25 protein-coding genes are annotated in these 20,576 nt (G+C 43.1%); 24 read left to right on the top strand and 1 reads right to left on the bottom strand.

From position 1 onward, the window contains the following. Positions 1-363: 363 nt before the first annotated feature. The 18 genes from D1155_RS04865 (at position 364) to D1155_RS04780 (ending at position 14,165) form a co-directional block, all read left to right on the top strand. On the top strand, positions 364-1,116 hold the full coding sequence (locus D1155_RS04865) for a hypothetical protein (RefSeq protein WP_207709514.1): 753 nt from the start codon (positions 364-366) through the stop codon (positions 1,114-1,116). A 153-nt stretch (positions 1,117-1,269) separates the two neighbouring features. Further along, the gene (gene ylxM, locus D1155_RS04860; RefSeq protein ID WP_201759528.1) at positions 1,270-1,629 is read left to right on the top strand and encodes a YlxM family DNA-binding protein; all 360 of its coding nucleotides are present in this window, start codon (positions 1,270-1,272) and stop codon (positions 1,627-1,629) included. A 3-nt stretch (positions 1,630-1,632) separates the two neighbouring features. Continuing rightward, positions 1,633-2,973 carry a signal recognition particle protein gene (gene ffh, locus D1155_RS04855; RefSeq protein ID WP_160201255.1) on the top strand — a complete coding sequence of 447 codons (1,341 nt, stop codon included), beginning with the start codon at positions 1,633-1,635 and terminating at the stop codon, positions 2,971-2,973. A 47-nt stretch (positions 2,974-3,020) separates the two neighbouring features. Then, positions 3,021-3,263, top strand: a complete 243-nt coding sequence (rpsP, locus tag D1155_RS04850) for a 30S ribosomal protein S16 (RefSeq protein WP_160201254.1) — start codon at positions 3,021-3,023, stop codon at positions 3,261-3,263. 17 nt (positions 3,264-3,280) lie between these two features. Then, on the top strand, positions 3,281-3,520 hold the full coding sequence (locus D1155_RS04845; protein ID WP_160201253.1) for a KH domain-containing protein: 240 nt from the start codon (positions 3,281-3,283) through the stop codon (positions 3,518-3,520). Positions 3,521-3,595: 75 nt separating this feature from the next. Then, on the top strand, positions 3,596-4,093 hold the full coding sequence (gene rimM / locus D1155_RS04840; RefSeq protein ID WP_160201252.1) for a ribosome maturation factor RimM: 498 nt from the start codon (positions 3,596-3,598) through the stop codon (positions 4,091-4,093). Continuing rightward, positions 4,093-4,836, top strand: a complete 744-nt coding sequence (trmD, locus tag D1155_RS04835; protein WP_160201251.1) for a tRNA (guanosine(37)-N1)-methyltransferase TrmD — start codon at positions 4,093-4,095, stop codon at positions 4,834-4,836. The genes rimM and trmD overlap by 1 nt, the downstream gene beginning before the upstream one ends. A 14-nt stretch (positions 4,837-4,850) precedes the next feature. Next, entirely contained in the window at positions 4,851-5,834 is a 984-nt protein-coding gene (locus D1155_RS04830) for an HlyD family efflux transporter periplasmic adaptor subunit (protein WP_160201250.1), read from the top strand. A 30-nt stretch (positions 5,835-5,864) separates the two neighbouring features. After that, positions 5,865-6,569 (top strand): YggS family pyridoxal phosphate-dependent enzyme, encoded by a 705-nt coding sequence (locus D1155_RS04825; protein WP_160201249.1) that lies wholly within the window; start codon positions 5,865-5,867, stop codon positions 6,567-6,569. Positions 6,570-6,600: 31 nt separating this feature from the next. Beyond that, positions 6,601-7,107 carry a cell division protein SepF gene (gene sepF, locus D1155_RS04820; RefSeq protein ID WP_160201248.1) on the top strand — a complete coding sequence of 169 codons (507 nt, stop codon included), beginning with the start codon at positions 6,601-6,603 and terminating at the stop codon, positions 7,105-7,107. A 6-nt stretch (positions 7,108-7,113) separates the two neighbouring features. After that, positions 7,114-7,401: a YggT family protein gene (locus D1155_RS04815; protein WP_160201247.1), complete on the top strand. Its 288-nt coding sequence runs from the start codon at positions 7,114-7,116 to the stop codon at positions 7,399-7,401. A 21-nt stretch (positions 7,402-7,422) separates the two neighbouring features. Next, positions 7,423-8,154 (top strand): DivIVA domain-containing protein, encoded by a 732-nt coding sequence (locus tag D1155_RS04810; protein ID WP_160201246.1) that lies wholly within the window; start codon positions 7,423-7,425, stop codon positions 8,152-8,154. 45 nt (positions 8,155-8,199) lie between these two features. Continuing rightward, positions 8,200-8,655: a signal peptidase II gene (gene lspA / locus D1155_RS04805; protein WP_160201245.1), complete on the top strand. Its 456-nt coding sequence runs from the start codon at positions 8,200-8,202 to the stop codon at positions 8,653-8,655. Between the two features lie 8 nt (positions 8,656-8,663). Further along, on the top strand, positions 8,664-9,608 hold the full coding sequence (locus D1155_RS04800; protein ID WP_160201309.1) for an RluA family pseudouridine synthase: 945 nt from the start codon (positions 8,664-8,666) through the stop codon (positions 9,606-9,608). Between the two features lie 3 nt (positions 9,609-9,611). Then, positions 9,612-10,259: a flavin reductase family protein gene (locus tag D1155_RS04795; protein ID WP_160201244.1), complete on the top strand. Its 648-nt coding sequence runs from the start codon at positions 9,612-9,614 to the stop codon at positions 10,257-10,259. Between the two features lie 373 nt (positions 10,260-10,632). Beyond that, on the top strand, positions 10,633-11,481 hold the full coding sequence (locus tag D1155_RS04790; RefSeq protein WP_160201243.1) for an alpha/beta fold hydrolase: 849 nt from the start codon (positions 10,633-10,635) through the stop codon (positions 11,479-11,481). 10 nt (positions 11,482-11,491) lie between these two features. After that, a complete protein-coding gene (locus tag D1155_RS04785; protein WP_160201242.1) occupies positions 11,492-12,154 on the top strand; it encodes a GTP pyrophosphokinase family protein in 663 nt (220 codons plus the stop codon). Positions 12,155-12,185: 31 nt separating this feature from the next. Beyond that, positions 12,186-14,165, top strand: a complete 1,980-nt coding sequence (locus tag D1155_RS04780) for a hydantoinase/oxoprolinase family protein (RefSeq protein WP_160201241.1) — start codon at positions 12,186-12,188, stop codon at positions 14,163-14,165. 107 nt (positions 14,166-14,272) lie between these two features. On the opposite strand, the gene D1155_RS04775 is transcribed toward D1155_RS04780, so the two are convergent. Then, a complete protein-coding gene (locus D1155_RS04775; RefSeq protein ID WP_207709513.1) occupies positions 14,273-15,946 on the bottom strand; it encodes an NFACT RNA binding domain-containing protein in 1,674 nt (557 codons plus the stop codon). 127 nt (positions 15,947-16,073) lie between these two features. Between D1155_RS04775 and D1155_RS04770 the strand changes: the two genes are divergently transcribed. From D1155_RS04770 to tsf, 6 genes are all read left to right on the top strand, one after another. Next, the gene (locus tag D1155_RS04770) at positions 16,074-16,958 is read left to right on the top strand and encodes a YicC/YloC family endoribonuclease (RefSeq protein ID WP_160201239.1); all 885 of its coding nucleotides are present in this window, start codon (positions 16,074-16,076) and stop codon (positions 16,956-16,958) included. Positions 16,959-17,024: 66 nt separating this feature from the next. Beyond that, positions 17,025-17,645, top strand: coding sequence for a guanylate kinase (gene gmk / locus D1155_RS04765; RefSeq protein ID WP_160201238.1), 621 nt, complete (start codon positions 17,025-17,027; stop codon positions 17,643-17,645). After that, complete coding sequence (rpoZ, locus tag D1155_RS04760; protein ID WP_160201237.1) at positions 17,645-17,872, top strand: DNA-directed RNA polymerase subunit omega; 228 nt, start codon at positions 17,645-17,647, stop codon at positions 17,870-17,872. Before gmk ends, rpoZ begins: the two co-directional genes overlap by 1 nt. A 288-nt stretch (positions 17,873-18,160) precedes the next feature. Next, on the top strand, positions 18,161-18,502 hold the full coding sequence (locus tag D1155_RS04755; protein ID WP_160201236.1) for a LytTR family DNA-binding domain-containing protein: 342 nt from the start codon (positions 18,161-18,163) through the stop codon (positions 18,500-18,502). Between the two features lie 178 nt (positions 18,503-18,680). Then, a complete protein-coding gene (gene rpsB / locus D1155_RS04750; RefSeq protein ID WP_160201235.1) occupies positions 18,681-19,433 on the top strand; it encodes a 30S ribosomal protein S2 in 753 nt (250 codons plus the stop codon). A 38-nt stretch (positions 19,434-19,471) separates the two neighbouring features. Then, entirely contained in the window at positions 19,472-20,404 is a 933-nt protein-coding gene (tsf, locus tag D1155_RS04745; protein WP_160201234.1) for a translation elongation factor Ts, read from the top strand. Positions 20,405-20,576: the final 172 nt, after the last annotated feature.

Here is a 20,576-nt window from a genome sequence, read left to right as displayed (position 1 = left end):
AATAGAGTTGCTGGCATTTTCGAAATTAAAAATCATTTTACAGAAAAAAGTAAAATAAGAATCAAAAAAAGGAAAATCGTCATGTTAAATTGGTTAAAAACTAATTTATATCTGGATTTTTCTTTTACGAAGGCGAGAACTTCTACTTTTCTTGACTAAAAGTAGAAGTTGTCAGAGCTCAGGAGCAGTATTTATCATTTGAGAAAGGAATTTTAAGAAGTTAAAGAAATTGTTTTGCATTTTTTTCTAAAATAAAGGGAGGAGTTCTGCAAAATATTTTTTTCTTTGAAAGAGAGGTGTTGTAATGTGCTGTTTAATAGTCAGGAATGTGTGAAGCGAGATTTGAATTTACAAAAAAATACATTGAAACGGTATAAAGAGCAGTTGAAAAAATTGCCGAAAGGCTCTTTATATGCCAGTGAGAGAAACGGAGTAAAGTATTATACGAAGGTTACTAACTTCCGCGGAAAAAAGAGAAGTGTGTACTTGGGAAAGGAAACAAATCCACAGGTGCAGCTTTTACAGAAGAAGTATTACCTGCGTAAAGCGATTCAGGCGATGGAGTCTAATATTTCCTTGATGGAAAAGTTTTTAAATGGTTATCAGTCCATTGACCCCAATGTTTTGCAGAAACAGTTTCCGAAGGCATATCAAAGTTTGCCACAGTCTTGCTTTGATACAGCGGGGGTATTTAACTTGGATAGATGGGGAAGTGAGTTTTACGTAAAGTCAACAAGCAGGTCGGAGAACCTTTTGAATTCTACAAAAAAAGGCGATAAAGTGCGCTCTAAATCAGAGGTTATTATTGCCAATGCAGTAGCAGCACGAGGCCTGCAGTATCGCTATGAAGAAGTTACATATATTAATGGGTATAAGAAAGCACCAGACTTTAAAGTTATAGACCCGAGAACAGGAAGAATCATCTACTGGGAACACCTTGGACTGATTACAGATATGGAGTATCTAAAACAGGCGCTTTTTCGTATTGCAGACTATATTAGAGATGGTATAGTTCCAGGTGTAAACCTGATTTTGACCTTTGACGATGCGGAGAATCACATTGATTCTCTGATGATTGAAAGAACGCTGGATTTGTGGTTCGGCGCAGCGGCGTAGAGACTGCAGCATGTAGATGTCTGGGGCAAAAAATAAAATTTAATGTCAAGGGAAAACCCTTGACACCCGGTGCCTGATATGGTAAAGTAATACGGTGTTAAGGAATCAGCCTTGACATTTGACTGGATTTTCATCTCAAAAAGAGGGGAAGGAATGATAGATAAGATTACAGAAGCTAGTCTTTTATATGATTTTTACGGACAGCTTCTTACAAAGCGCAAACAGGATGTAATGCGCCTTTATCATGAAGAAAATTTCTCATTAGCAGAGATTGCAGAGGAGTTTGGCATATCGAGAGCTGCCGTTTACGACTCCTTGAAGACAGCGGAGAAATCCCTCAGAGAGTACGAGGATAAGCTGGGACTGGTTAGCAAATTTATGAGATCCAGCGAGGCAATCGTCCGTATTGACCAGATGATTTGTGACTTGACAGTGAAGTATCGGAAGCAGACGGATTTGGTTGAAAAATTAGAAGAGATTAAGTCTGTTATTAACAGTTTGGAGGATGCTTAAGAAATGGCATTTGAGAGTTTATCGGATAAATTACAGAATGCGTTTAAGAAGCTGAAGGGCAAGGGAGTCCTGACAGAAGCTGATATAAACGATGCAATGCGGGAAGTGAAGCTGGCGCTGCTGGAGGCAGATGTCAACTTCAAGGTTGTAAAAGGCTTCGTAAACGATGTAAAAGAAAAGTGTCTGGGCACCGAAGTGCTGGAAAGTCTTACGCCGGCGCAGCAGATTATTAAGATAGTCAATCAGGAACTTGTGGAACTGATGGGAGGAACCGGCAGCAAGCTGACCTATTCGCCATCGGGTTTTACTACCATCATGATGGTTGGTCTGCAAGGTACGGGTAAAACTACCACCTGCGGAAAACTGGCAAACTATCTGAAACAGCATGGTAAGAAACCGATGATGTGTGCATGTGACATTTACAGACCGGCCGCAATCGACCAGCTGGAGGTTGTAGGAAAATCAGTGAATACGCCGGTATTCACCATGCGTGACAGTAAGGAACCTGCAAAGATTGCGCTGGCAGCAAAGAAAGAGGCCGAAAAAAAAGGTTTCGATGTCCTCATTGTCGATACCGCAGGTCGTCTGCAGATTGACCAGGCGCTGATGGATGAGCTTGTGGACATCAAAGGCGAAGTGAAACCTCATGAGATTTTACTGGTAGTAGATGCGCTGACCGGTCAGGATGCAGTTAACGTAGCTGAAGGTTTTAACGAAAAGCTGGGTGTAGATGGAATTGTCATGACCAAGATGGATGGCGATTCTCGCGGTGGTGCAGCCCTTTCTGCAAAGAAAGTAACCGGCAAGCCGATTAAGTTCATGGGCGTGGGCGAAAAATTCGACGCGCTGGAGCCGTTCCATCCGGAACGAATGGCGAGCCGAATTCTGGGTATGGGTGATATGCTTTCACTTATTGAGAAAGCAGAGCAGGCTTTTGACCAGGAAAAAGCTGAGAAACTGGAAGAGCGACTGAAGAAAAATCAGTTTACCTTAGAGGATTTTCTGGATCAGATGGGGCAGGTTAAAAATATGGGTGGTATTGGAAAAATCTTGGAGATGATGCCGGGTGTAAGTGCAGCTCAGATGAAAGGCGTGGACCTTGAAGAAAGTGAGAAGGAATTCCGTCAGATGGAAGCCATCATACAGTCTATGACGATTGAGGAAAGACAGAATCCAAATATTTTAAACGCCAGCAGGAGAAAGAGAATTGCAGCAGGCTGCGGACAGCCGGTTAGCAAGATTAACAACCTGATTAAGCGTTACGAAGAAATGAAGAAGATGGTAAAACAGCTTTCAAACCCGAAAGCCATGAAGAAAAATAAGTTATTTAGAGGTTTATTTTAAACTCTGACATAAAAGCAAAAGAATTATCATAAAAGGAGGAACAGAAAATGGTAAAAATCAGATTAAAGAGAATGGGTGCACACAAGAAACCTTTCTATAGAGTGGTTGTTGCTGACTCTCGCAGAGCTAGAGACGGTAAATTTATCGAAGAAATCGGTTACTACAATCCTCTGACAGAGCCACCTACAATCAAAATCGATGATGAAAAAGCAAAGACTTGGTTATCCAACGGTGCGCAGCCTACAGATGTTGTAAAAGGCCTGTTTAAGAAGTCTGGCATCATTGAATAAGAAAGCGGTGAGACGACGTGACTAAATTAGTTGAATCAATTGCAAAATCGCTGGTTGAACATCCGGATTCTGTTGTAGTGACAGAAACAAAGGACGATCAGGGCAGTGTTTTGCAGCTTCAGGTTGCAGCTGATGATATGGGGAAAATTATTGGCAAACAGGGAAGAATTGCCAAGGCGCTCCGCACTGTTGTCAAGGCTGCCGCCACAAAGCAGAACAAGAAAGTAGTAGTAGAAATCGTTTCAGAAGACGAATAATATTGCTGACAAAATCGGGCACATGGATTTACCTGTCAGGTATTTTCATGTGCCTGAAATAGTATTAGGAGAAAAATGGAAAAAATTAAAATCGGACGTGTCGTTAATGCGGTAGCGCTTCGCGGAGAAGTTAAAGTCTATAATTACTCCGGTTACAAAGAGCGCTACGAGGAATTGACACGAATTATCGTCGATGATAAAGAATATGAAGTTGAAAAAGTCAGGTATCAGCAGCACATGGTGATTTTGAAGCTTTCTGGTATAAACGACAGAAATGCAGCCGAGTCGCAGAAGACAAAGGACGTTTATATCACAGAAGATGACCTGTTAGAGCTGCCGGAGAATACCTTTTATATAAGAGATTTGATAGGCCTTGCAGTAGAGGATGTGGACAGCGGAAAGCAGCTGGGAAAGCTGAAGGACGTTCTGCAGCCTTCTAGTCAGGATGTCTACGTGGTGGAGCTTGCCGGCGGCGGTCAGATTATGATTCCAGCGGTCAGCGAGTTCATCAAGGAAGTGAATCTGAAAGAGGGCGTTATTTCTGTACATCTGATAGAGGGGATGATTCCGTAATGAAAATCAATGTATTGACGCTGTTTCCTGAAATGTTTTCTGCTGTAACGGGAAGCATACTTGGAAGAGCCTGCGAAAAGGGTATTTTGGAATTTCGGTTCATCAATATCCGTGATTTCAGTCAGGATAAGCATAAGAAAGCAGATGATTATACCTTCGGCGGAGGTCCAGGGCTTCTGATGCTGGCAGACCCCATCTTTGGCGCATTAGAACATATCGACGCAGATAAAGATAGAGACAAAAAGAAGCTGCTCTACATGTCGCCTCGCGGCAAGGTGCTGGATCAGACAAAAATTGAAGAACTTGCAGCTGAAAAAGAAATTACCATCCTTTGCGGTCATTACGAGGGAGTTGACCAGCGGGTGCTGGATTACTGGCAGATGGAGGAGGTTTCTATCGGTGATTATGTATTGACTGGTGGGGAACTGGCAGCTATGGTGCTGATGGATTCTGTCGCCAGACTGGTACCGGGTGTTTTACCACGGGAAGGATCCGCAACAGAAGAATCTATTTACAGCGGGCTTTTAGAGTATCCCCAGTATACCAAACCGAGAGACTATCGAGGCATGGAGGTGCCGGAAATTTTACTCAGCGGCAATCACAAATTAATCGATTTGTGGAGATTTGAAGAGGCGCTCCGGCTGACAAAGGAAGTTCGTCCCGATTTATTTGAAAAATTTGTGAGAAACCGTGAAGATTTGACAAAAGATGAACGAAAGGTATTGGAAAAAATACTGAAATGATGTAAAATATTTTTATGAAAAAGATTAGAAAAAGTCCAATTGTATTATTTATGCTGGCGCTGATTTTGCTGTATGTGATTATCTACATTGTACCATCAGTAACAGGGGCGCTGGTGTCTTCTTATATCGTTGAATACGGCGAGCTTAAGGTCGCCGATGAGGTGACCGGATATCTGGTTCGCAACGAACAGGTTTATACCGCAGGGACAACAGGTACCGCCAATCGGTATATTGATAACGGCACCTTGGTGCGCAAAGGCACTACAGTGATGGAAATAACCGGAGGGGCGGATGGTGAAATTGATGATAAGTTTTCGCAGATTGTGGACAGGCTGGGAGACGATGCAATTCTCACCAGTGATTATGCGGCTACAAAGGGCGGCGTTATCAGCTATTACGCCGATGGCTACGAAAGACGTATTCGCCCGAACAATATGAAAAACGGCGGATATAGCTACTACAGCAAGTTGAGTCAGGACAGCGTGCAGAACTTGCAAAGAGATACAGTTGTAAGAGGAGAGCCGGTTTTTAAAGTTGTTGATAGAACTAAGTGGTATATCGTGACTTTCGTACCTAAAGACCATGGGGCACGTTACAAAACCGGACAAGATGTCATAGTCGAATTTGAAGATGGAACTGTAGACGCAGAGGTGCACAGCGTAACAGCAGATGTAGATGGCGAACATACCAGAGTTATATTGGCATGCAGCAATTACTACGAAAAATACATGCAGATGCGTGCATGTCCGGTGACACTGGTTACTTATGAGGAGAGAGGGCTTCTTGTCGAAAACAGCAGCATCACCAAGGAAAATGGACAGCTGGGGGTTTTTGTTAAAAAGAAGACCAGCGGCTCTGACTTTGTGCCAATAAAAGTGTATGCGACTGACGGTGTTCGCTCACTGGTAGCTGACACATTCTTTGACGATGCAGAAACAGGCAAACGGTACGATACTGTAGAAATCTACGATGAAGTGCTGAAAGAGCCAAAAAATTAAAAAACTTAAACAAAGGCAGGTGCTTAAAATATGTCGATCAAGTCAAATATCGAGTATATTCAGGAGCTGAAGACAGCTGCGGCCGAAAAATCCGGCAGAAGTGGAAGTGATGTGCTGCTGGTGGCAGTTACCAAGCTGCATGGAGCAGACGAAATCAATGAGGCTATCGATGCAGGTATTACAGATATCGGTGAGAATAAAGTTCAGGAAATCATGGACAAATATGAAAAAGTAAAACCTGTTCGCTGGCATTTGATTGGACATTTACAGACAAATAAAGTAAAATATATTATTGATAAGGTGTCCATGATTCATTCCGTGGATTCACTAAAGCTTGCCAGAGAAATTGACAAGCGGGCAGCGCAGCACAATTTGACTATGGATATTCTAGTACAGGTCAACTCTGCCGAAGAAGAATCCAAATTTGGCATCACTACCGAAGAAACGGATCAGTTGATTCTAGACATTGCTAATCAGTGCCCGAATATCAGAATTAGGGGCCTGATGTGTATTGCCCCTTATGAAGAGGATCCAAATGATGCAAGGGCATACTTTTCAGAAGTAAAGCAAATTTATGATAAGTACGCAGGTAGCCAGGAAGGGAGAATTGACTTCCAGTATTTGTCTATGGGCATGACCAATGACTTTGAAGTAGCCATAGAAGAGGGTTCGAATTTAATCAGAGTCGGGACTGCCATTTTCGGGTATCGTGACTATCGAAGTGAAGAAAAATAATAAAACAAATATAATTTAGGAGGAAAACAATATGGGTTTTGCAGATTCAATCAAGAAGGTAATCGGAATCGAAGAATTAGATGACGATGAAATGATTACAGAAGAAGAAGTTAATGCAGCGAAAGAAAAGCTTGCAAAGGAGCCAAGACGTTCCTTTGTAAGTGAGACAACAGTGCTGCCAGAGAAGAAGTCGAGCGTTTCTCAATCCAAACCAAGCGAAAAGCGCTTCTCTGTAACAGGTACCAGCGCATTTAAACTGGTTCTCATCGAACCAAAAGCTTTTGAAGAATGTCCGAAACTTGTGGACAGCCTGAAAGGCAGAAGACCTATTATTATCAATTTAGAGAAATTAGAGACAGAAGTTGCAAGAAAGATTTTCGATTTTATGAGTGGTGCAACTTATGCCCTTAACGGAAATGTGCAGAAAGTAGCAAACAATATTTTTATCTTTGCTCCAGAAAACGTAGGTATTTCCGCCGCTTCTGATGATAGAACCGCCTTTGAGTTTGGTGCGGAAGAAAAGAGTCCCTGGAGGTAAATAAATTTGGCTATTGTTTTAATAAGAGCAATTTACTGGTTTGCACAGATTTTAACTATGGCTCTTGTCGTAAGAGCACTGCTGAGTTGGTTTGCAACAAATCCTTATTCAGCCGTAGGAAAGATTTATCAGTTTTTAACTAAGCTGACGGAGCCTATTGTAAATCCTTGCAGACAGCTTCTTTATAAGCTGAATATCAACACAGGCATGCTGGATTTTTCTGTGCTTCTAGCGTTCTTTCTCATCGAGATTGTAGCAAATCTTCTAGTGAAACTGGTATTAATCGTTCTTTAAGAAAAATCGGGAGGTAGAGATATGATTACTCCACAGGAAATCGAAACAAAAGAATTTTCTAAATCAATGAGAGGATATAATGCAGAGGAAGTCGATGAATTTCTGGATATGATTATCCTTGACTTGCAGCAGCTGATGGACGAAAACGCACGGCAGCAGAAGACCATCAAGAGCTTAGAAGCAGATTTAAGTCAGTATAAACGTTCAGAGACATCTGTCCTGAATACTTTGGAGTCTGCTAAAAAACTGATGAACGATATCTCTGAGAGCGCAGAAAAGAGAGCAGAGATTATCATCAGAAATGCGCAGCTGGATGCTGAGACCATTCAGAGAGAAGCACGAGACTCTGTGTCCAAGCTGACTGAAGAGGGTGAGAAACTTAAATACAGACTAAGTACATTCAGAGAACGCTACAGAAAGCTTCTTGAAGATCAGCTTAGCCAGATTGAAGGCTCCAGCGAAGAACTTTTTGCGGAGCTTGAAAGAGAGTTTATGCCTGCTTCAATGGAGGAGACAATTGCCCCGAAAGCACCGGCAAGACCAGCGCAGTCACCAATGCAGAGTAATCCGGAACCAGCAATGCCACCTTTGCAGAAAACACAGGTGCGTTCCAAGATGGATTCCAGAGATACCATGGTAATCGGCGGTGAGAAATCTTTAGAAGAGATGCTGATGGAAGACCTGCAGAGCAGGCGAAATGAAGAAACGACCCAGGTAAACAGTGACATGTTTAAAACCAGAGTCATCAAATAAGTAAGAATTAGGAGGCGGGGCACATGTGTTGCCCCGTAATTTGTCATGAGATATTATATATTAGCCTGCTTGCTTGTTATAGCAGATCAGCTTTGCAAGCTGCTGGTACGTACCCGAATGTATCTGGGAGAGTCTGTCAGTGTTGTTGGGGATTTTTTTAGATTGACGTATATTCAGAACCGAGGTGCTGCTTTTAGCATGTTCAGCGGTCAAAAAGTGATTTTAATCTTGATTCCGCTATTGGTAGTAATCGCAGCCATTGTGATTCTTCATAGAAAAAAAGGAGAACATTTCAGTTTATACCTTGCGTGGAGCATGATTCTGGCAGGAGGCATCGGCAATTTGATTGACCGCATAGCTTTGGGCTATGTGACGGATATGCTGGATTTCTCTATTTTCCCGCCGGTGTTCAATATCGCGGATATTGGTGTGACAGTGGGGTGCGGCGTATTGGTATTATATGTGCTGGCTGGAGACAAATTAAAGAGCAGGAAGTCGTGAGAAAGAAGATGGAAGAAAAAATCCAATACGAGTTTGATATAGAAGAAAAGCTGCAGGGCAGTCGAATTGATTCTGCGTGTGCGCAGGTACTTTCGGGAATGTCGAGGAGTTTTATTCAGAAGCTTTTTGAGAAAGGCAATATCTCGGTAAACGGAGAAATCTGCATTTCAAAAAAATATAAAGTAAAGTTTGGCGATAGAATTAAAATTGCTATACCGGAGCCGACAAAACTGGACATTTGCGCTGAGGATATTCCTCTGGACATAGTTTATGAAGATGAAGATGTTCTAGTTGTCAATAAGCCAAAGGGCATGGTAGTTCATCCGGCTGTAGGCAATTATACGGGAACTTTGGTTAACGGAATTATGTTTCACTGTGGGGACAGGCTATCATCAATTAATGGGGTTGTAAGACCGGGTATCGTGCACAGGATAGATAAGGACACCAGCGGACTTTTGATGATTGCCAAAAATGATGCTGCTCACGAGTCCCTGTCAAAGCAGTTAGCAGACCATACTATCACCAGAGCCTATCAGGCACTGGTGTATCATAACATAAAAGAAGATGAGGGGACAGTGGAGGCTCCTATCGGCAGAGACCCGGCAAATCGTCTCAGACAGGCGGTGACCGATTTGGACCACGGAAAGAGGGCAATTACGCACTACAAGGTACTGGAACGTTTTGGAAATTTCACGCTAATTGAGGCCAGACTGGAAACGGGACGAACTCATCAGATAAGGGTTCATATGGCGCATATTAAGCATCCCTTGGCAGGGGATATGGTATACGGACCGAGGAAAAGTGCAGTCAAGCTTCCACCTGATTGCAGTGGACAGGTGCTTCATGCTAAGGTGTTAGGATTTGTGCATCCCAGGACGGGAGAGTATATGGAGTTTGAAAGTTCTCTTCCCAGGTACTTTGAAGAGTTACTCGCCAAATTGAGAAAGGAATAGAAAATGGCAAAAATTTCAATGAAGCCCGGAACTATGCTAAATCCAGTACCGGCGGTATTAGTAACTTGCGGTGACAGTCTTGCGACAAACATTATAACCATCGCATGGACAGGGATTATTAATTCGGATCCGCCAATGACTTATGTGTCAGTGCGGAAGTCCAGATATTCCCACCATTTGATTTCTGAATCTGGCGAATTTGTCATAAACTTAACGACAGAGGAACTTGCGAAGACGACAGACTTTTGCGGTGTCAAATCGGGGCGCGATGTGAACAAGGCTTTGGAGATGGAAATTTCTTTGACAGCGGCGGACCATGTGTCTTGTCCGATGATAGAGCAGTCGCCTGTGAATCTGGAATGTAAAGTGGTGGAGGTAAAGGAATATCCGACTCACGATATGTTCATTGCAGAGATTGTAGGTGTTCATGCAGAGGAAGCGCTTTTCGATGAAAAGGGAAAGCTGTGTCTGGAGCGGGCAGGACTTCTGTGCTATAGTCACGGTGAATACTTTGGTCTGAAAAAGGAGCCTTTGGGTAAGTTTGGCTATTCAATTATGAAAGCGAAGACCCGAAAGCGGATTAACAGAGAAAGAATGGAGACTAAAAAGAAGGCCGGATACAGGTATGGGAAAAAGAGGAAGAAAGGCTGAGTGCCTTGCGGCAGTCAGCCTTGTAAGCTTGCGCCCAGCCAGATGTGCCTTTCGTTCGTGTTTGAAATCAAACTGCGATATTTTGCGGTAAGAGTGGAACTTGTACGTCAGCTAATCTAAAGTTTTTGGTTACATTTGATGTATTTAACACAATCTTCACACACATATCCGCCTTTAAATGTTGTGTTGTGATAGATGTTTCCGCAGAGGGAACAGTATTTTTGTATCATGCTAACGCCTCCTTCTAAAGCACGAGGCAAAGTGCAGCTTACAAAGCTACTGTAGACGATTTTTTTCAAAAAAACAAGGGGGATGTCGGATTTTGACACTTTTTTGTAGGATTTTGATACTTTTTTGTAAAGGAGCGTAAATCATGTACGAAAATTTTGCATTTCCAGAGAGAGATAAGGCGGTGACAGGATATCATTTTTCCTGTGAGAATCCGTCTCATGTGCTTTGCCTGATTCACGGAATCGGAGAGCATGCAGGTCGTTATAAGAGAATGGCACGGATTTTAGCAGAAAAGGGGATAGCTATCGTGTCTATGGATTTACGAGGTCATGGTATTTCAAGTGGTGTGCGTGGTGATACTGCGCCGAGAAGAGAAGTACTTGCCGATGTGGATGCGTTGATTATGCGGGCGAAGACACTTTATCCAGGACTTCCTATCACGCTTTATGGACACAGTATGGGAGGAAATATCGGTCTTGACTATATGATGCGCGGAAGCAAAAATTACATTCCCGCGAAATATATTATTTCTGCGCCGTGGATTAAGCTGGTGATGTCTGTGCCCGGACCACTGCTTCCGTTGATTCGTACTGCCGCAAAGATAGCGCCGAAAGCGACTATCAGTCAGAATATCGATGAGAAGGATCTTGGGAATCCAGACTATGTAAAACCTTTTAAGAAGGATCCGTTGGTACATTCCAGAATTTCTCTGCGTTGTGCTGTGGACGGTTTTGATATTGGTACTGCCATTTATAAGGGGAGTCACCCAGATAATGGAGGAGCAGCGGATAAACCTTTTCTTTTGATGCACGGTGACGCAGATAAAATCTGCGACGTGGAGGGAAGCAGAAGGCTTGCTGCGAGACTTTCTCAGCGAGAAAACTTTACTTATGTGGAGTGGACGGGGTATTGTCACGAAATTCACAACGGAGGAAAAGAGGATACAGGAGAGGCAGTAATAGAAAAGATAGGACAGTTTATTGTAGAATAGGGGTAAAGACATGAATGAAGAAAACACAAAGGTATTGATGGATGAATTGCTTGCAGCTCATGACGGCGATCCGAAGAAAGTGCTGCAGGAGTATGATATTTTGATGATGCGTTATGATTCTGCGATTAGAGAGGTTAGGACAAAGCTGCAGATTCTAAACGATGAGCTTTCGCTGGCACAGCAGAGCCCGATTTCATCCATTACTGCAAGACGAAAAAAGACATTCAGTATTTTAGAAAAGCTGCAGAGACAGGGATTTCCGGTATCGCTGCAATCCATTGAAGAAAACTTAAATGATGTTGCAGGAATCAGAGTGATTTGCTCCTTTCTCGACGATATCTATAATGTGGCGGACATGCTGAAGGCGCAGGATGATTTAAAGGTCATTCAGATTAAGGACTATATCAAGAATCCAAAGCCAAACGGCTACCGAAGCTACCATATGATTGTGGAAGTGCCTGTTTTTTTCTCCAACGAAAAAAGACCTATGCGGGTTGAAATACAGATTCGGACAGTAGCGATGGACTTTTGGGCTACCTTGGAACACAGGATTAAGTACAAGCAGGATATTCCGAATCAAGATGAAATTATTGAGGAACTGAAACAGTGTGCGGATACGATTTCCCAAACTGATGAGAGAATGCTCAGTATTCGTGAGAAAGCCAGAGTATAAATTTTGTTTCCGAAAAGTAAAGGAGTATAGCATGATTGGAATTGGCATTGATACCGGCGGTACCTGTACCGATGCAGTAGTTTTGAATACCGACGGAAATCAGGTATTGTCTTTCAGCAAGACGCTGACGACGAAAGGAGATTTAAAAGAGGGCATTTTGAAAGCGCTGAGAGGTCTGGATGAAAATCTCGTTAAACAGGCGGAGTATCTGTCTCTATCTACGACTCTTGCAACAAATGCCTGTGTCGAAGGCAAGGGCGGTCGTGCTAAACTGGTGCTGATCGGTGTAAAACCACAGATGATTGCGAGGATGCAGGGAATCTATGGGCTTCCGCCGGTTTCAGAAATTTGCTTTTTAGAAGGAGATGCTGCTACTGTTGATAAAGGAACGCCTCTTCCGGACTGGGAGACTTTTCGAGAGACTGTCAAAGAAACCTTTCGTGAGTTTGACAGTGTCGCAATTGTGCAGATGAACGCCAAATACAATGACGGCCAGTTTGAAAAGGAAGCAGAAGCTATCATTGGTGAAGTGCTTTCTGTACCTTGTGTGCGTGGATACGATCTTTATCAGGAGCTGAACGTGCAGAAACGAGCAGCGACAGCGCTGCTCAATGCCAGATTGATTCCTGTTATGGAGAATTTCTTTGATTCCATTGACCGATCTCTGTCGGAACTGGGGCTATCTCTGCCGATTCAGGTCGTCAAAAGCGACGGCAATATTATGAGCAGAGACTATGCCATGGGAAGGCCGGTAGAAACTTTGCTCTGCGGTCCTGCTGCCAGCATTATCGGGGCTATGGAGCTTTCTGACAAAAAAGATGCCTTGATTGTGGACATGGGCGGGACTACCAGCGATGTTGCCCTTTTAAAAAATCGAGTGCCAGTGACAAGTGATGCAGGTATTTCTATCGGAACTTGGAAGACTATGGTTAAAGGGGTCACCATTGATACCTTTGCGTTAGGTGGCGATAGTGCGGTGGAATACGAAGACAACAGCCTTTATCTGGAGAAACGACGTATTGTACCTCTCTCCATGGCGGCAGCTCAGTTTCCAAGGATTCGGGAAAAGCTGACGGAGCTTAATGCTGGTTTTGCGACCTACAGCTATCCTGCCAATCAGTTTTTTATGCTGGTAAATCGGCCTAAGAATATGGAAAAGTATACCAATAACGAGCAGAAGCTGATTGAAGCGCTGGCAGGACAGCCTTTGATGTTCAGTGAAGCAGCAGAAGCAGTAGGGGTGAGTCCGTATGTGTTTAGAAGCAAGCGTCTTGAGGATGAAGGCGTAATCATCAGGTGCGGTGTAACACCGACTGACGTTATGCATATTTGCGGCGATTATGATGCTTACGATGTGGAAGCGGCAAAACAGGGTGTGATATATCTCTGCAATGCAACGAAAAAAGATTTTGATACAGTTTGCAGGGAAATTTATGACTTGGCGAAAGCAAGACTTTACAGCAGCCTTACCGGTATTTTTATGAAATATGAGACAGACGGCAAGCTTTCTTATGAAGATGAGGCGGCTGTTGAAAAGTTGGCGGCCTATATCTTTAAACAGAGACAGAGTGGTGCAAAGTTCATGCGACCGGATTTTAAATCTCAGATAGACTTTATTGGAATTGGTGCACCGACTAGAATTTTCTTACCGGAGGTAGCAGCGCTCTTTGGTGCTTCGGCGGATGTGCCGGAATATGCTAAAGTTGCTAATGCTATCGGCGCAGCAGTTGGCAGTGTAGTCGCCGAATATACCGTGTACATTCAGCCGGCACTGGGCGTTTATCGAGTCACTGGCGGCAGTAAAACGATGACCTTTGAAGAATACGACGAAGCACTTTCAGCGGCGAAGAAAGTTGCTGAGGAGCGGGCACGCGAGAAAGCGCTGGAGCAAGGTGCTGCAAAAGTGACGCGGGTTGAGACAGAAGTTTCAGAGGATTACTATCAGCTGACTGGAGAATCGCGAAAACTGTTTCTTGAGACCCTGGTGACGGCAAAAGCTGTGACCAAATAATTGTTGTTTGTTTGAAAAAAGCCCCTTTTCCGAAGGAAAAGGGGCTTTCTATTGTGATATTTGAGGCAGCTTGCGCCCTCCTTATGCTTATTACTGAATACGGATTTTTATTTTGATTCAGGCAGCTTCGGGTTGACCCAGAGGGTGCGGTTATTAGTAAAGATTACCATGCCCGGTTTGGCGCCGGAAGGCTTTTTTACATATTTAACTTGTACATAATCTACAGGAACATTTTCTGAGGTGCGTCCCTTACTGTGATAGGCTGCGATAGCAGCTGCTTCAAAGAGCGCTTCCTCAGAAAGTGCAGCACCGCCTGTCTGAACGATAACATGAGAGCCAGGGATATCTTTGGTATGCAGCCATAAGTCCGTCTTAGAAGCAGTCTTTAGTGTTAAAATATCGTTTTCTTTGTTGTTGCGTCCCACTAAAACCTGAGATCCATCGCAAAGGGTATAGCGGTGGGGCTGAGGTTTGTATTTTTTCTCTTTAAAAGCGCTTTTACGTTTTTTGATATAGCCTGTTTCGGAAAGCTCTCCGCGGAGTGCTTCTATTTCTTCTATACTATCTGTATTGTTCAGGTAAGTCAGAACTGATTCCAGATACTGGATGTCTGCATCGGTTTCGCAAAGCTGCACCTGTTTTTCCTTAATGGCTGTTTTAGATTTTCCATAACGTTTAAAATACTGCTGCGCATTTTTTGACGGGCTATGCCGAGGGTCAAGGGGAATTTTCACTGTGCTTCCGTCATAGTAGTTCATGACCTCCACTGCAGCATCGCCCGGTTTTGCAAGGTGCATATTTGCGGTGAGAAGCTCTCCGTAAAGCCTCAGATTTTCAGAGTTTTCCGCCTTCAAAAGATCTTCGGAAAGACGCTGCTTTTTTAAGTAGAGTTTATCGAGAAGACTGGAGACAGATTTTACTAGATCGTGAGATTTTTGCCTTGCCCGGTTAGATGACTGCTTGTGATCAAAATAATAGCTGAGACATTGGCTCAGGGTCTCAAAATCAATGCGCTGCGTACTTTCTTCGTACTGAGAAAGTGAAGCGATGTGAAATTCCTGCGGCACTCCTTTTTCATCAGCGTAAATATGGGGTATAAAAGTGCCACTTGCAATAGAAGAACGCTGAGCGGAAAGCCAGCTGACGCGGTCGTCATTGATAGAAAATTCGCTAGCTACAGCAGGGGAGATACCGCCAACTTTTGAGAGAATTTCTTTTGGATTTGCAGCCATTTCTAAAAGTGCTTCATCTGAGATTTCTTTGAAGGAAATTTTGTCTTGGGCCGGCGGGTAGACGTATTCCTTGCCGGGCAGAACCTGGCGTACCCGGTTAACATCGATGGAAATTCGTTTGATACTGTCGATGATTCTGCCAGTAGTCATGTCCACCAAGATGATGTTACTGTGTTTTCCCATGATTTCAAAGATGAGCTTCTTAGATACAGTGAAGCCCAGTTCATTTAAGGTTTCCAGGGAAATCTCTATGATACGTTCTGCGTCTTTTTGAGAAACCTCTACGATACGACCGCCCACAAGGTGTTTTCGGAGCAGCATGCAGAATGCCAGTGGCGCTGGCGGATTGATCGGATTTTCTTCGATAAAATGCAGGCAGCTGTGGGCGCTGTTTATGCTGGCGTAAAGTTTTTTGTTACCCTGCTTTGTGTGTATATGAAATACCAGTTCATCACTTTCCGGTTGATAAACTTTTTCGATTTTTCCAAGCATAATGGTGTCCTGCAGCTCTTTTACCATAGCGCAGGTGATAATGCCGTCAAAAGCCATAATATGACTCCTTTCTTTTGCGATACTTTCTCTATTGTACCCCGATGTAGAATCGTTTGTCAACGAAAGGAAAATATGATAAAATAAATTTATTATCATTGATGTAAGAAAGAGAGGAAAACGTTAGATGATAAAAAGTATGACAGGATTTGGCAGAGGTGAATATAATGACGGAAAACGGAGCATCATTGTAGAGATTAAGTCTGTCAATCACAGATATTGTGATATTTCGGTGAGAATGCCAAGGAGATATTCTTTTGTAGAAGATAAAGTGAAAAACACTGTGAAGGAAAAGATCAAACGCGGCAAGGTGGACGTTTCCATCATGGTAGAGAATTTGACGGAAAATGATGTCAATATTAAGCTGAATACTATGCTTGCACAGCAGTATTTGGACAATCTGAAAGCCCTGCAGGCAAACTTTGAACTTCCAGGTGAGATCACATTGCAGTACGTGGCAGGGCTTCCCGATGTGCTAAAGGCTATTCCCGATGTGGATGATGAGGAAGAAATGACCAGATGTATTCTCACCCCCGTTAGGGAAGCGGCCTCCAATCTGGAAGCCATGCGCAGCGTAGAGGGAGAAAAGCTGGCGGCTGATCTGGTTATGCGAGGAGGTATCATCAAAGATCTGGTAGACAGAATTGAAGAACGGGCAGCAGAGGTTCCAAAGGCTTATACTGAGAAACTTCGCGAGAGAATCAAGGAACTGATTGGAAACAGCGTGACTGTGCCGGAGGACAGAATCCTTGTGGAAGCAGCCATCTTTGCGGACAAATGCAGCATTGCAGAGGAACTGACCAGACTCAACAGTCATATGGATCAGATGAAAGAAATCATTGAAAAGAGCAGCCAGCCTGATGGGAAAAAACTGGATTTTCTGGTGCAGGAGATGAACCGGGAGGCGAATACGATCGGCTCTAAAGCCAATGATATCGCAGTGACTAATTTAATGCTGCAGGTGAAAGCTGAAATTGAAAAGATTCGTGAGCAAGTGCAGAATATCGAATAATTTCCTTGAATGAGAAGGCGAAAAGTGATATAATATTTACTCATACAACGCTTCGAGGAGATAAAAATGGACAGAGCCGAACACGCAGGAAAACTATTTATTATATCCGGACCTTCTGGTGCCGGCAAAGGAACGATTTGTAAGAGACTGGTAGAAGATACCAAGGTAGAAGTATCCGTATCGATGACGACCAGAAACCCTCGTCCCGGAGAGGAAGAGGGTGTTAGTTACTACTTTACAACGAAAGAAGCGTTCTGCAAGGAGATAGAGGCTGGAGGATTTCTGGAACATGCAGAAGTCTACGGCAATTATTACGGCACGCCGAAAGCCAAAGTGATAGAAAAACTTCAGCAGGGCATCGATGTTGTACTGGAAATTGATATTCAGGGTGCGCTGAATGTAAAGACTGCATATCCTGACGGGATTTTTATCTTTATTTTGCCGCCTTCTATGGCAGAACTCAGAAAGAGAATTACTGGCAGAGGTTCAGAAACGGAAGATGCGATTAACTTGAGGCTTTCGCAGACACTGAAGGAAGTTTCCTACATAGATAAATATGATTACTGTGTGGTCAACGGCGAACTGGAAGAGGCAGTAAGCAGAGTTAAGGCTATCGTAGTTGCCGAACACTCCAGAGTGTCTCAGAATGTTTACAAGCTGATTGAAAAATATAAGGAGGAAGTATAATGCTATACCCATCAATTAACGCGATTAGAAAGAAGGCAGACAGCAGATACACCATCGTAAACATGGCTGCTAAGAGAGCTAGAGATATCATTGACGGAAAACCGATTTTAACAGAATGCGAGATTAATAAGCCTGTATCTATCGCAGCTCACGAAATTGCAGAAGATTTAATCACTTATAAGAGAGAAGCACATTTAGCGGAGTTTGAAGAAATCGAAGAATTATAAGATCCAGCTGAGACTGTAAAAACAGCCCTTTGCATTTGCAAAGGGCTGTTTTATCGTGCTATACCGATATTCTCTGGCTGAATGACAAAAAATATGTTTTTCTTTTTGATTTCTCTTAGTTCTATAAGTTGCAAAATCATAATTTTGTTTTAGGGCGATTTGCCATATTTTGTCATAACCTGTCGAAAATAGTCGGAAAAAGAGGAGAAATTGCCATAGGCTCCTATTTGTGTTTATTATATAATGAAAAGTATAATACTGAGAATAATACGACTAGGAGGAACGATAATGGAAGAACAATCCATTCTCATAATAAGCGGTGCGGAAGTGGCAAGGGTTTTCGTAGGTGACATCGTCCTTGTGGAGCAGGAGGGAAGAAAGCTTCATGTGGTAACTTCCTGCCGGGAGTACCGATATTATGAAAAGATGAGCAAACTGGAGGCGGCTCTTGACGGACGGTTTTGCCCTTGTCTGAAGGGGTGTTATGTGAATCTGGAACGCATTGTGTCGATGAGAGAGCCGGAAATCCATTTTGATAACGGGTATGTTTTTTGCTTGGGTAGGACAAATTTTATTAAACTGAGACAGAAATACAAACTTTTTCTGAAAAATAGCGTAAATTTGGCATAATAGTTTTTAAAAAGGCTTGCAATTTCAAGCTAAATGACGTATAATAATGGTCGGCTTGTTTATCTTTAGCCAAAATGAATTAATTTAACACACCCGGTTGTTTTGTAGAAGCGGTGCCGCGAAAGCGGTTTTATGCACGATAGACCGAGTGGAAGGTAAAACCAGGAGGAAAAGAATCATGGCAGTAATTTCAATGAAACAATTACTTGAAGCTGGTGTACATTTTGGACACCAGACCAGAAGATGGAACCCTAAGATGGCTCCTTACATCTTCACAGAAAGAAACGGAATTTACATCATCGACTTACAGAAGACTGTAAAGAAGATTGAGGAAGCTTATGACTTCATGAAGGAAGTTGCGGCAACCGGCAAACCAATCCTGTTCGTAGGAACTAAGAAACAGGCACAGAACGCTATTATCGACGAAGCGAAGAGATGCGGACAGTACTACGTAAGCGAAAGATGGCTGGGCGGTATGCTGACCAACTACAAGACTATCAGTGGAAGAATCAAAAGACTCTTTGACATTGACAGAATGGAAGAAGACGGAACTTTTGAAAAGTTATCCAAGAAAGAAGTTATCAAGCTGAGAGCTGAACGTGATAAATTAGAGAAGTTCTTAGGCGGTATCAAAGACATGAAGGGTATGCCTGGAGCACTGTTCATCGTTGACCCTAAGAAAGAAAGAATCGCAGTAAAGGAAGCTAGAATTCTGGGTATTCCTGTAGTAGGTATCGTAGATACAAACTGTGACCCGGACGATGTTGACTATATTATCCCTGCTAACGATGATGCAATCAGAGCAGTAAAACTTATCGCTGGCAGAATGGCTGACGCTGTAATTGAAGCTAATCAGGGCGAAAGCTTTGACGAAGGCACAGAGGAAGCAGCAGTAGAAGTTGAGGCTGCTTTAGCAGCAGACGCTGAATAATTCACATCGCTATTGATATAAGATTTGGAGGTCAAAAAATGGCTGTAACTGCACAATTAGTAAAAGAATTAAGAGAAATGACTGGTGCCGGCATGATGGACTGCAAGAAGGCACTTGTTGAAACCGATGGCGACATCGATAAAGCTGTAGAAGTTCTGAGAGAAAAGGGTTTATCCAAGGCAGCTAAGAAAGCTGGAAGAATCGCTGCAGAAGGTCTTGTTAAAATCGCATTTTCCGATGACCACAAGAGTGCTGCTGTTATCGAAGTAAACTCTGAAACAGACTTTGTTGCAAAGAACCCTGAATTCGTAGAATTCGTAGATAATCTGTCCAAGATGGCACTGGCTGACGATGCAAAGTGCATGGATTGCTTCATGGAAATGACTTATGGCGATGAGGGTACTGTAAAAGACGCTCTGACCAACAAGATTTCCAAGATTGGTGAAAATATGAACATCAGAAGATTTGAAAAGCTGGCTACTGATGGCGTTGTTTACACTGGATATATTCACGGCGGCGGCAAAATCGGCGTTATTGTAGGTATTGAGACTGAAGCAGCTGCTTCTGAAATCGAGACTGTAGGTAAGGACGTAGCTATGCAGGTTGCTTCCATGAACCCTAAGTTTGTAGACGAAACGCAGGTTGATGCTGATTGGCTTGCTTCCGAAACAGAAATTGCGAAGCAGCAGCTTCTCAACGAAGGCAAGAAGGAAGAACTGCTTGACAGAATCATCCCTGGCAAAATTAAGGCTATCTTAAAGGAAGTATGCCTTGTAGACCAGAAGTTCGTTAAGAACAGCGACCTGACAGTTGCACAGTATGTGGAAGAAGAAGCTAAGAAGCTCGGCAAATCCATGAAGGTTGTAGAAATGGTTCGTTACGAAGTAGGCGAAGGTATCGAAAAGAAAGAAGAAGACTTCGCTGCAGAAGTAGCTGCACAGCAGGCAGCTGCTGCGGCAAAGAACAACTAAAGAACCAATAGCTATTAAACCCTTGAATGTGCTGAATTTCAGTGATTCAAGGGTTTTTTGCCTGCAAAAAAGAGGGTGCCATAGTTTATCATAATTTGTCATATTTTCACCCGAATTTGGGATTTTTTTGGGATACAATTTGGGATAAATTCAATCCCAAATGGCATCTTAA

The sequence above is a fragment of the Anaerotruncus sp. 80 genome, from assembly GCF_009936115.1.
GTDB classification, from domain to species: domain Bacteria; phylum Bacillota; class Clostridia; order Peptostreptococcales; family Anaerovoracaceae; genus Senimuribacter; species Senimuribacter intestinalis.
Note: the sequence above shows the minus strand (reverse complement) of the source record. Positions and strands in the feature narration are given on the sequence as shown.

What these genes read in the sequence shown, in the direction of transcription:
- ylxM (WP_201759528.1), top strand. Translation starts at nt 1,270, where the DNA reads ATGATAGATAAGATTACAGAAGCTAGTCTTTTATATGATTTTTACGGA.
- ffh (WP_160201255.1), top strand. Translation starts at nt 1,633, where the DNA reads ATGGCATTTGAGAGTTTATCGGATAAATTACAGAATGCGTTTAAGAAG.
- rpsP (WP_160201254.1), top strand. Translation starts at nt 3,021, where the DNA reads ATGGTAAAAATCAGATTAAAGAGAATGGGTGCACACAAGAAACCTTTC.
- rimM (WP_160201252.1), top strand. Translation starts at nt 3,596, where the DNA reads ATGGAAAAAATTAAAATCGGACGTGTCGTTAATGCGGTAGCGCTTCGC.
- trmD (WP_160201251.1), top strand. Translation starts at nt 4,093, where the DNA reads ATGAAAATCAATGTATTGACGCTGTTTCCTGAAATGTTTTCTGCTGTA.
- D1155_RS04830 (WP_160201250.1), top strand. Translation starts at nt 4,851, where the DNA reads ATGAAAAAGATTAGAAAAAGTCCAATTGTATTATTTATGCTGGCGCTG.
- D1155_RS04825 (WP_160201249.1), top strand. Translation starts at nt 5,865, where the DNA reads ATGTCGATCAAGTCAAATATCGAGTATATTCAGGAGCTGAAGACAGCT.
- sepF (WP_160201248.1), top strand. Translation starts at nt 6,601, where the DNA reads ATGGGTTTTGCAGATTCAATCAAGAAGGTAATCGGAATCGAAGAATTA.
- D1155_RS04810 (WP_160201246.1), top strand. Translation starts at nt 7,423, where the DNA reads ATGATTACTCCACAGGAAATCGAAACAAAAGAATTTTCTAAATCAATG.
- lspA (WP_160201245.1), top strand. Translation starts at nt 8,200, where the DNA reads ATGAGATATTATATATTAGCCTGCTTGCTTGTTATAGCAGATCAGCTT.
- D1155_RS04800 (WP_160201309.1), top strand. Translation starts at nt 8,664, where the DNA reads ATGGAAGAAAAAATCCAATACGAGTTTGATATAGAAGAAAAGCTGCAG.
- D1155_RS04795 (WP_160201244.1), top strand. Translation starts at nt 9,612, where the DNA reads ATGGCAAAAATTTCAATGAAGCCCGGAACTATGCTAAATCCAGTACCG.
- D1155_RS04790 (WP_160201243.1), top strand. Translation starts at nt 10,633, where the DNA reads ATGTACGAAAATTTTGCATTTCCAGAGAGAGATAAGGCGGTGACAGGA.
- D1155_RS04785 (WP_160201242.1), top strand. Translation starts at nt 11,492, where the DNA reads ATGAATGAAGAAAACACAAAGGTATTGATGGATGAATTGCTTGCAGCT.
- D1155_RS04780 (WP_160201241.1), top strand. Translation starts at nt 12,186, where the DNA reads ATGATTGGAATTGGCATTGATACCGGCGGTACCTGTACCGATGCAGTA.
- D1155_RS04775 (WP_207709513.1), bottom strand. Translation starts at nt 15,946, where the DNA reads ATGGCTTTTGACGGCATTATCACCTGCGCTATGGTAAAAGAGCTGCAG.
- D1155_RS04770 (WP_160201239.1), top strand. Translation starts at nt 16,074, where the DNA reads ATGATAAAAAGTATGACAGGATTTGGCAGAGGTGAATATAATGACGGA.
- gmk (WP_160201238.1), top strand. Translation starts at nt 17,025, where the DNA reads ATGGACAGAGCCGAACACGCAGGAAAACTATTTATTATATCCGGACCT.
- rpoZ (WP_160201237.1), top strand. Translation starts at nt 17,645, where the DNA reads ATGCTATACCCATCAATTAACGCGATTAGAAAGAAGGCAGACAGCAGA.
- D1155_RS04755 (WP_160201236.1), top strand. Translation starts at nt 18,161, where the DNA reads ATGGAAGAACAATCCATTCTCATAATAAGCGGTGCGGAAGTGGCAAGG.
- rpsB (WP_160201235.1), top strand. Translation starts at nt 18,681, where the DNA reads ATGGCAGTAATTTCAATGAAACAATTACTTGAAGCTGGTGTACATTTT.
- tsf (WP_160201234.1), top strand. Translation starts at nt 19,472, where the DNA reads ATGGCTGTAACTGCACAATTAGTAAAAGAATTAAGAGAAATGACTGGT.